The organism is Mycobacterium sp. TH-M15 (genome assembly GCF_057473705.1).
In genome coordinates this window covers 1-9,519 of sequence record NZ_JBYCLB010000359.1, presented here as the reverse complement: position 1 = coordinate 9,519, position 9,519 = coordinate 1, and the positions used below count along the sequence as shown (strand labels likewise).

Below are 9,519 nucleotides of genomic sequence, written 5' to 3'. Positions count from 1 at the left end.
TCCAGCGCGGTGGACAGGTCGTAGACCTCGGCCAGGCTGACGTCCTCCGGGCCGATGCCGGCCTCGGCGTAGGCCGCGTCCAGGATCTGGTCTTTGAACACCCGCTCCGGGGCTGCCACCACGGCGGTGGAGTCGGTGGCGATGTCGGGCAGCTCGGGAAGATGCTGCGGATACTGCGGGGTGACGGTGCTGATCGCCCGAACCGACGGGACGCCGTCGAGCGAGCCGAGGTGCTTGGCCGCGAACTCGGCACTCGCCACGATCAGCGCCGCTGCGCCGTCGGAGGTGGCGCAGATGTCCAGCTGGCGCAGGGGGTCGGAGACCACCGGGCTGGCCAGCACGTCGGCGACCTCGGATTCCTTGCGGTAGCGGGCATTCGGGTTGGACAGGCCGTGCCGGGAGTTCTTCACCTTCACGCTCGCGAAGTCCTCGGAGGTCGCACCGTAGAGGTCCATCCGGCGGCGCGCCAGCAGCGCGAAGTAGACCGGGTTCATCGCGCCGATCAGGTGGAACCGCTGCCAGTCCGGGTCGTTCTTCCGCTCGCCGCCGACCGGGGCGAAGGCGCCCTTGGGGGTGGTGTCGGCGCCGATCACCAGCGCGACATCGCAGAACCCGGCCAGGATCTGGGCGCGGGCGCTCTGCAGCGCCTGCGAACCGGACGCGCAGGCGGCGTACGACGACGACACCGGCACGCCGTTCCAGCCCAGCTTCTGGGCGAAGGTGGAGCCGGCGATGAAACCCGGGTAGCCGTTGCGGATGGTATCGGCGCCGGCGATGAACTGGATCTGCGTCGCGTCCAGGCCGGCGTCGGCCAGCGCGGCACGGGCGGCGACGACGCCGTACTCGGTGAAGTCGCGGCCCCACTTTCCCCACGGGTGCATGCCCGCACCGAGGATGTACAGCGGCTCAGGAGTGCTCACGCGTCCACCTTCTTCCACGCGTAGACGATCCGCTCGACACCGCCGGCGTCGACGTAGAGCGGCATGGTGGTCAGCTCCATCTCCATGCCGACCTTCAGATCGGCGGCCAGGGTGCCCTCGACCACCTTGCCGAGCACGATCAGGCCCTCGTCGGCCAGCTCCACCGCGGCGATCGCGAACGGCTCGAACGGGTCGCTGGGCGGATACGGCGACGGCGGCAGGTACCGGTTCTCGGTGTAGCTCCAGACCTTGCCGCGCCGCGACAGCGCGACCGGCTCCAGGACGTCGCCGGCACACGCCGGGTTGGGGCAGTTGTTCTCCCGCGGCGGGAACACATACGTTCCGCACTGCCGGCACTTGGCGCCGATCAGCTGGGTGTGGCCGGCGTCGTCGGTGTCAAACCATCCGTCGATGGCGGGTTGCGGAGTAGCTGCTGGCACCCGGCCAGCGTATCCGACCCAGGCCGCAAAACTGAAACGTGTTGCAGTTTGACTGCGCGGCCCGGCCGGCCGGTCACGCCGGTGCCGACGAGCGCCCGGGCGTCGAAGATGGCCTGTGAGCCACCGTTCGCTCCCACCGGGTACATCGGGTGGGCCGCGTCGCCGAGTGCCTTACGCCAGGGTGGCGCTCGCCGCGGTGCAGCACGCGCGGACCGCAATCGACGAACTCGCCCAGCTGGTGCGCGGTACCGTCGCGATCGGCACCGTGAGCGCCCATGACGTCGACGTCGCCGGCCTGCTCGCGGATTTTCACGCCGACCACCCCAACGTCGAGATCGCACTCAGCACAGCCAATTCCGACGTGCTGGTCCGGGCGGTCCGCGACGGTGATCTCGACCTGGCGATCATCTCGGCCGCGCCCGGTGACACCCCGGACGGACTCGACACCGAAGTGGTGGCCGACGAGCCGATCGTCGCCGCGGTGCGCGCCGACGCCGAGCTGGCCCGGTGCGCCACGGTCGACCTGGCGGAGCTCGCCGGCCACCCACTGATCGCGCTGCCGATCGGGACCGGCATTCGCCGGCAACTCGACGCTGCCTGGGCCGAGGCGGTCGTCGCACCCCGCATCGCGTTCGAAGCCAGCAGCCCGCAGGCGTTGCTGGACCTCGCCGAACGAGGGCTCGGGGTCGCCATCGTGCCGCAATCGATGGCCCACCGACGGGCCGGCCTGCGCGTGATGGAACTCCAGCCGCAGCTGCGGGGACGATTGGTGCTGGCGTGGCGGTCCTCGGGACCGATCAGCCCAGCGGCCCGGGCTCTGCTCGCCAAAGCCCGGAGTCTGCTGCGGCTGCCGGCGGGTGCCTAGAGTAGGGGCGGTGAGCCCAGCCGCCCCGGAAACCGCTGAGACCACCCCGACCCTGCTGCTGCTGGATGGAAACTCGCTGGCCTACCGCGCCTTCTACGCCCTGCCCGCGGAGAACTTCAAGACCCAGAGCGGGCTGACCACCAACGCCGTCTACGGGTTCACCGCGATGCTGATCAACCTGCTGCGCGACGAGGCGCCGACCCACGTCGCGGCCGCCTTCGACGTGTCCCGGCAGACGTTCCGCGCCGAGCGCTACCCGGAGTACAAGGCGAACCGTAAAAGCACCCCCGACGAGTTCCGCGGACAGATCGACATCACCAAGGAGGTCCTCGCCGCGCTGGGCATCACCACGCTCTCCGAGCCCGGGTACGAGGCCGACGACCTGATCGCCACGCTGGCCACCCAGGCCGAGAACCAGGGCTACCGGGTGCTGGTGGTCACCGGCGACCGGGATTCGCTGCAGCTGGTCGACGACGACGTGACCGTGCTCTACCCGCGCAAGGGCGTCAGCGACCTGACCCGGTTCACCCCGGCCGCCGTCGTCGAGAAGTACGGGCTCACCCCCGCGCAGTACCCGGATTTCGCGGCGCTGCGCGGCGACCCCAGCGACAACCTGCCCGGCGTCCCCGGGGTGGGGGAGAAGACCGCCGCGAAGTGGATCACCGAATACGGCTCGCTGCAGGGCCTGGTCGACCAGGTGGACACGGTCACGGGCAAGGTCGGCGACGCGCTGCGGGCCAACCTGTCCACGGTGATCCTCAACCGCGAGCTCACCGACCTGGTCCGCGACGTGCCGCTGGCTCAGACCCCGGAGATGCTGCGGCTGGCCCCCTGGGATCGCGACGCGATCCACCGGCTCTTCGACGAACTCGAGTTCCGGGTGCTGCGCGACCGGCTGTTCGAGCAGCTGGCGGCGGCCGAACCCGAGGTCGACGAGGGATTCGAGCTGCGCGGCGATGTGCTGGCGCCCGGCACGGTGGCGGCCTGGCTGGCCGAGCACGTCGCCGACGGGCGGCGCGCCGGGCTGGCGGTGGTCGGCAGCCACCGCAGCTACGACAGCGACGCCACCGCGCTGGCGATCGCGGCCGCCGACGGGGACGGCGGATACCTGGACACGGCGGTGCTGACCGGCGACGACGAGGCGGCGCTGGGGGACTGGCTGGCCGACGCCGGCAAGCCCAAGGCGCTGCACGAGGCCAAGCTGGCGATGCACGACCTGGCCGGGCGGGGCTGGACGCTGGCCGGGGTCACCTCGGACATCGCGCTGGCGGCCTACCTGGTCCGGCCCGGCCAGCGCAGTTTCAGCCTCGACGACCTGTCGGTGCGCTATCTGCGTCGCGAACTGCGCGCCGAATCCGATGAGCAGCAGCAGCTCTCGTTGCTCGACGACACGGACGGGATCGACGAGCAGGCGGCTCAGACCGCCCTGCTGCGGGCTCGGGCGGTCGCCGACCTGGCCGGCGCGCTGGACGCCGAGCTGACCCGGATCGACTCGGAGCGCCTGCTCGACGACATCGAACTGCCGCTGCAGCGGGTGCTGGCCGGTATGGAGGCGGCCGGGATCGCTGTCGACCTGGGTCGGCTCAACGAGCTGCAGAACCAGTTCGGTGACCAGATCCGCGACGCCGCCGAGGCCGCCTACGCGGTGATCGGCAAGCAGATCAACCTGGGCTCACCCAAACAGTTGCAGGTGGTGCTCTTCGACGAGCTGGGGATGCCGAAGACCAAGCGCACCAAGACCGGCTACACCACGGACGCGGACGCTGTGCAGGGTCTTTTTGAAAAAACCGGCCACCCGTTCCTGGAGCACTTGCTGGCCCACCGCGACGTCACCCGGCTCAAGGTGACCGTGGACGGGCTGCTCAAGGCGGTGGCCGCCGACGGCCGGATTCACACCACGTTCAACCAGACCATCGCCGCCACCGGCCGGCTCTCCTCGACCGAGCCGAACCTGCAGAACATCCCGGTCCGCACCGAGGAGGGCCGGCTGATCCGGGACGCGTTCGTGGTCGGCTCGGATGACGGAGGGGCCGCCGGGCGGCCTTTCGCCGAGCTGATGACCGTCGACTACAGCCAGATCGAGATGCGCATCATGGCGCACCTGTCGCAAGACGACGGCCTGATCGAGGCGTTCCGGTCCGGCGAGGACCTGCATTCCTTCGTGGCGTCGCGGGCGTTCGGGGTGCCGACCGAGGAGGTGACGCCGGAGCTGCGGCGCCGGGTCAAGGCGATGTCCTACGGCCTGGCCTACGGGCTGAGCGCCTACGGGCTCTCCCAGCAGCTCAAGGTCTCCACCGAGGAGGCCCGCGAGCAGATGGACAGCTACTTCGCCCGGTTCGGCGGGGTACGCGACTATCTGCACGCGGTGGTCGAGCAGGCCCGCAAGGACGGTTACACCTCGACGCTGCTCGGCCGGCGCCGCTACCTGCCGGAGCTGGACAGCCACAACCGTCAGGTCCGCGACGCCGCCGAGCGGGCCGCGCTCAACGCGCCGATCCAGGGCAGCGCCGCCGACATCATCAAGGTCGCGATGATCGACGTCGACCGGGCACTGGCCGCGTCCGGGCTGCGGTCCCGGATGCTGCTGCAGGTGCACGACGAGCTGCTCTTCGAGGTGGCCGACGGCGAGCACCGGCAGCTGGAGGCGCTGGTGCGGGAGAAGATGGGCGGCGCGTATCCGCTGGCCGTGCCGCTGGAGGTCTCGGTCGGCTACGGGCGCTCCTGGCACGCCGCGGCGCACTAGCGCGGCGATCCGGCACCCGCCGCGCATTGACGCGGCGGATGTATCGGATTGTGGCCGGTGACGATGTCCGGTCCGTTCTTCGGAATACTCACCTTCGAGGCGCTGCGGGTCAGCGAGGCGGCATCGGCGCCCGGTAGTTGGCCAGCCACTGCAGCACCGGCGCGGAGTAGCGCGCCCCCGCCACCGCATACATCTGCTCCTGCTGCAGTTGATGGACCCGCTGGTCGGCGGAGCCGCTCTCGATCCGGTCCCGGACGAACGCCAGCTCGACCACCGCCGCGGCGAACCGGGCGACCGCCTTGCCAACCGGCCGCCCGCCGATCCGGGTCGCCTCGCGGATCGCCGACTTCCGGGTGCGCAGCGACCCCAGCCAGGTCGCCTCGTTCGCGGTCACCAGGCCGCCGGCCACCATGCCGGGCAGCTTGCCGGCGACCATCCGTTGCTCTCGCCGTCGGCTCAGCACAGCGGTCATCACCACCAGCACGAAGACCGGCACCATCCAGAACAGGTAGACGGCCAGATAGGTCGTCACACCGAGCAGCAGCGAGCCGTTCCACGTCGCGTGCAGCGCCACCGCCGCCAGGTAGCCGAGCAGGATGGCCCCGGTTTTCGCGGCCGGGTTGCGCAGCCGCAGCGCGCAGTAGACGCCGATCCCGGTCATGGTGGTGAACAGCGGATGGGCGAACGGCGCCATGATCAACCGCATCACCGCGGTAGCCACCGTCTTGCCCGGTGTGTCGGCGCCGGCGATGTATTCGATGTCCTCCAGCCAGGAGAAACCGGTCGCGGTGATACCGGCGTAGACCATGCAGTCGGTGAGTGAGTTGAGCTCGTTGCGGCGGCGGCCGGTCAGCATGATCAGCAGGAACGCCCCCTTGGCCGCCTCCTCGATCAACGGTGCCCGGATCGCGGCGGCGTCGAACCCCTCCGATAGCAGTGGGGTGGCGGCGAACAGCGACTGGCCCAGCACCTCCAGCGTCAGCGACAGCAGCACCGCGATCGACGAACCCCAGCCGAACGCCAGCAGCAGCAGCCGCGGCGGCTCCGGTTCCCACCGGTCCAGCCAGAGGTAGGCGAGCAGCACCAGCGACATCACCACGCTGGACAGCACGAACCCGGTGATCGCCCCCACCGGGTTGGCCGCGGTCAGCAGCAGCACCAGCAGTCCGGTGATGACCCCCAGCGCGATGATCGCGCCCAGCGGCGCCCCCACCTGGCGGATCGGCCGGGGCAGCGGGCGCGGCTGGGTGATCATCGGGGGGAGAAACGGCGGCATCATCGACGGCGGGCGAAACACCATTGCAGGGTAGCGGTGGGTGCCGGTGCCCGGGACGCCATGCGAGCATCACGCCCCGACCGGTCAATCGACGGTCAGGAGGGGCGTTGCCGGTACCCGTCCGGCGACCGCCCATACATCCAGTCGGTCATGATGCGCGCCGCCTCGGCGGCGGTGAACGCCTCGGCGGGCGACATCTCCTTGGTGAGTTGCGCGGCGGCACCCGCGGTCTGAATGAACCCGTGCGGCGCATCCGGGTCCCAGACCTGCAGGTCGTAGCTCACGGCGTCGTAGGGTAGCGACCGGTTTGTCCAGCGTAGGGCCGGTCGAGTAGCCTCGACGGGTGGTGCGCGGTCCGATCGCGCGCCATCGACGTCCTAGGCATGCCTGGGACATGCAACACCCATGAACTGTCCCTACGACCAAACCTGTCCGGAGCAACCCCCCACATGTCAACCCCCACCGTCACCTCGCCGCAAGTAGCCGTCAACGACATCGGCTCGGCCGAGGACTTCCTCGCCGCCATCGACAAAACGATCAAGTACTTCGACGATGGCGACATCGTGGAAGGGACGATCGTCAAGGTCGACCGGGACGAGGTCCTGCTCGACATCGGCTACAAGACCGAAGGGGTCATCCCCTCCCGCGAGCTCTCCATCAAGCACGACGTCGACCCGCACGAGGTGGTCTCCGTCGGCGACGAGGTCGAAGCCCTGGTCCTCACCAAGGAGGACAAGGAGGGTCGGCTGATCCTGTCCAAGAAGCGCGCCCAGTACGAGCGCGCCTGGGGCACCATCGAGGCACTCAAAGAGAAGGACGAGGCCGTCAAGGGCACCGTCATCGAGGTGGTCAAGGGCGGCTTGATCCTGGACATCGGGCTGCGTGGCTTCCTGCCCGCCTCGCTGGTGGAGATGCGCCGGGTCCGTGACCTGCAGCCCTACATCGGCAAGGAGATCGAAGCCAAGATCATCGAGCTGGACAAGAACCGCAACAACGTGGTGCTGAGCCGCCGCGCCTGGCTGGAGCAGACCCAGTCCGAAGTGCGCAGCGAGTTCCTCAACCAGCTGCAGAAGGGCGCCATCCGCAAGGGCGTGGTCTCCTCGATCGTCAACTTCGGCGCCTTCGTCGACCTGGGCGGGGTGGACGGCCTGGTGCACGTCTCCGAGCTGAGCTGGAAGCACATCGACCACCCGTCCGAGGTGGTGCAGGTGGGCGACGAGGTCACCGTCGAGGTGCTCGACGTCGACCTGGACCGCGAGCGGGTCTCGCTGAGCCTCAAGGCAACCCAGGAAGACCCGTGGCGGCACTTCGCCCGCACCCACGCGATCGGCCAGATCGTGCCCGGCAAGGTCACCAAGCTGGTGCCGTTCGGCGCGTTCGTCCGGGTCGAGGAGGGCATCGAGGGCCTGGTGCACATCTCCGAGCTCTCCGAGCAGCACGTCGAGGTGCCGGACCAGGTGGTCGCGGTCGGCGACGACGCGATGGTCAAGGTCATCGACATCGACCTGGACCGCCGGCGGATCTCGCTCAGCCTCAAGCAGGCCAACGAGGACTACACCGAGGAGTTCGACCCGTCGAAGTACGGCATGGCCGACAGCTACGACGAGCAGGGCAACTACATCTTCCCGGAGGGCTTCGACGCCGAGACCAACGAGTGGCTGGAGGGCTTCGACACCCAGCGCATCGAGTGGGAGGCGCGCTACGCCGAGGCGGAGCGCCGGCACAAGATGCACACCGCGCAGATGGAGAAGTTCGCCGCCGCCGACCATGTCCAGCCGCCGCCGCAGTCCGCCGGCAACGGGTCTGGTCAGAACGGGTCCACGGGCGGGTCGCTGGCCAGCGATGAGCAGCTCAAGGCGCTCCGGGAGAAGCTCACCGGCGGCAACGACTAGCCGGAAATGCTCCGGGTCGGGCTGACCGGCGGCATCGGCGCCGGCAAGTCGGCGGTCTCGGCCACCTTCGCCGAATACGGCGCGATCGTCGTTGACGGCGACGTGATCGCCCGGGAGGTGGTCGAGCCCGGCACCGAGGGGCTGGCGGCGCTGGTCGATGCCTTCGGCGCCGACATCCTGTTGCCGGACGGTGCGCTGAACCGGCCCGCGCTGGCCGCCCGGGCGTTCACCGACGACGCGAAGCGGGCCACGCTGAACGGGATCGTGCACCCGCTGGTGGCCCGCCGCCGCAGCGAGATCCTGGCCGCGCTGCCCGACGACGCCGTGGTGGTCGAGGACATCCCGCTGCTGGTCGAGTCGCAGCTGGCGCCGCTGTTCGCCTTGGTGGTCGTGGTCCATGCCGATGTGCCGACCCGGCTGCGGCGGCTGGTCGAGCAGCGGGGCATGCCCGCGGACGACGCCCGCGCCCGCATCGCCGCCCAGGCCACCGAGGAGCAGCGCCGCGCGGCGGCCGACGTCTGGCTGGACAACTCCGGCACCCACGCCGACCTGGTCGGCCGCTGCCACCGGGTGTGGCAACACCGGATTCTGCCGTTCGCGCAGAACGTGGCCGCCCGGCAGCCGGCCGAGACGCCATGGGCGGTCGTGCCGGCCGACCCCGGCTGGCCGGCGCAGGCGGAGCGAATCCTGGCCCGGATCCGGACGGCGTGCGGAGACCGCGCGGTGCGGGTCGACCACATCGGCTCCACCGCGGTGCCCGGCCTGGACGCCAGGGACGTGATCGACATCCAGGTGACGGTCGAATCACTGGGCGTCGCCGACGAACTCGCCGAGGCACTGCTGGCGGTCGGCTATCCGCGGCTTCCCGACATCACCGACGTCGCCAAGCCCGATGCCCGCAGCACTGTCGGGCGGTATGACCACAGCAACGATGCGGCACTGTGGCACAAGCGTATTCACGCGTCGGCAGATCCGGAGCGACCGACCTACCTGCACATCCGGGCGGACGGTTACCCCAACCAGCAGTTCGCCCTGCTGTTCCTGGACTGGCTTGCTGCGAACCCGGGGGAACACGCCGGCTACCGGGCCGCCAAGGCGAGCGCCGAGGCGGCGATGTGGGCGGGCGACGCGCACCACGCCGACGCCAAGGAGCCGTGGTTCGCCGACGCCTACCGCCGGGCCTGGGACTGGGCGGACACCACCGGCTGGCGGCCCTGACCGGTCGGGTCAGGCCATGCCGCTGAGCGGAGCTCCGCACTGCAGCACGCCGCTGAGCGGGTCGTTGCTCTTCGCCCAGGTGTTGATGAATCGGTCCACCTTCACCGCCGATATGCCGTCGACGTCGATCTCGCAGTGCACGTTCGCCGAGTACGGGAACTGCAG

The 9,519-nt window shown here is 70.0% G+C and carries 8 protein-coding genes; 4 read left to right on the top strand and 4 right to left on the bottom strand.

Annotation, left to right across the window (positions count from 1 at the left end):
- Positions 1–881: lipid-transfer protein (locus AC2VNT_RS08780; protein ID WP_486946487.1), on the bottom strand; the 881-nt coding region annotated here is incomplete at its 3' end.
- Between the two features lie 35 nt (positions 882–916).
- On the bottom strand, positions 917–1,360 hold the full coding sequence (locus AC2VNT_RS08775; RefSeq protein WP_486946485.1) for a Zn-ribbon domain-containing OB-fold protein: 444 nt from the start codon (positions 1,358–1,360) through the stop codon (positions 917–919).
- Positions 1,361–1,541: 181 nt separating this feature from the next.
- On the opposite strand from AC2VNT_RS08775, the gene AC2VNT_RS08770 reads away from it, so the two are divergent.
- Positions 1,542–2,225, top strand: a complete 684-nt coding sequence (locus tag AC2VNT_RS08770) for a LysR substrate-binding domain-containing protein (protein WP_486946484.1) — start codon at positions 1,542–1,544, stop codon at positions 2,223–2,225.
- 10 nt (positions 2,226–2,235) lie between these two features.
- On the top strand, positions 2,236–4,968 hold the full coding sequence (gene polA, locus AC2VNT_RS08765; protein WP_486946483.1) for a DNA polymerase I: 2,733 nt from the start codon (positions 2,236–2,238) through the stop codon (positions 4,966–4,968).
- Between the two features lie 109 nt (positions 4,969–5,077).
- Here polA and AC2VNT_RS08760 read toward each other — a convergent pair whose 3' ends face one another.
- Together AC2VNT_RS08760 and AC2VNT_RS08755 are read right to left on the bottom strand one after the other, a co-directional pair.
- On the bottom strand, positions 5,078–6,247 hold the full coding sequence (locus tag AC2VNT_RS08760) for a PrsW family intramembrane metalloprotease (RefSeq protein WP_486946486.1): 1,170 nt from the start codon (positions 6,245–6,247) through the stop codon (positions 5,078–5,080).
- Between the two features lie 92 nt (positions 6,248–6,339).
- The gene (locus AC2VNT_RS08755; RefSeq protein ID WP_486946482.1) at positions 6,340–6,528 is read right to left on the bottom strand and encodes a hypothetical protein; all 189 of its coding nucleotides are present in this window, start codon (positions 6,526–6,528) and stop codon (positions 6,340–6,342) included.
- Positions 6,529–6,693: 165 nt separating this feature from the next.
- Here AC2VNT_RS08755 and rpsA point away from each other — a divergent pair, with 165 nt between their 5' ends.
- A complete protein-coding gene (gene rpsA / locus AC2VNT_RS08750) occupies positions 6,694–8,136 on the top strand; it encodes a 30S ribosomal protein S1 (RefSeq protein WP_486946481.1) in 1,443 nt (480 codons plus the stop codon).
- 6 nt (positions 8,137–8,142) lie between these two features.
- Positions 8,143–9,354, top strand: coding sequence for a dephospho-CoA kinase (coaE, locus tag AC2VNT_RS08745; protein ID WP_486946480.1), 1,212 nt, complete (start codon positions 8,143–8,145; stop codon positions 9,352–9,354).
- Positions 9,355–9,519 lie beyond the last annotated feature (165 nt).

Excerpts from the sequence above, each read along its gene's own strand:
- AC2VNT_RS08760 (WP_486946486.1), bottom strand. The coding sequence starts at position 6,247 with ATGATGCCGCCGTTTCTCCCCCCGATGATCACCCAGCCGCGCCCGCTG.
- rpsA (WP_486946481.1), top strand. The coding sequence starts at position 6,694 with ATGTCAACCCCCACCGTCACCTCGCCGCAAGTAGCCGTCAACGACATC.
- coaE (WP_486946480.1), top strand. The coding sequence starts at position 8,143 with ATGCTCCGGGTCGGGCTGACCGGCGGCATCGGCGCCGGCAAGTCGGCG.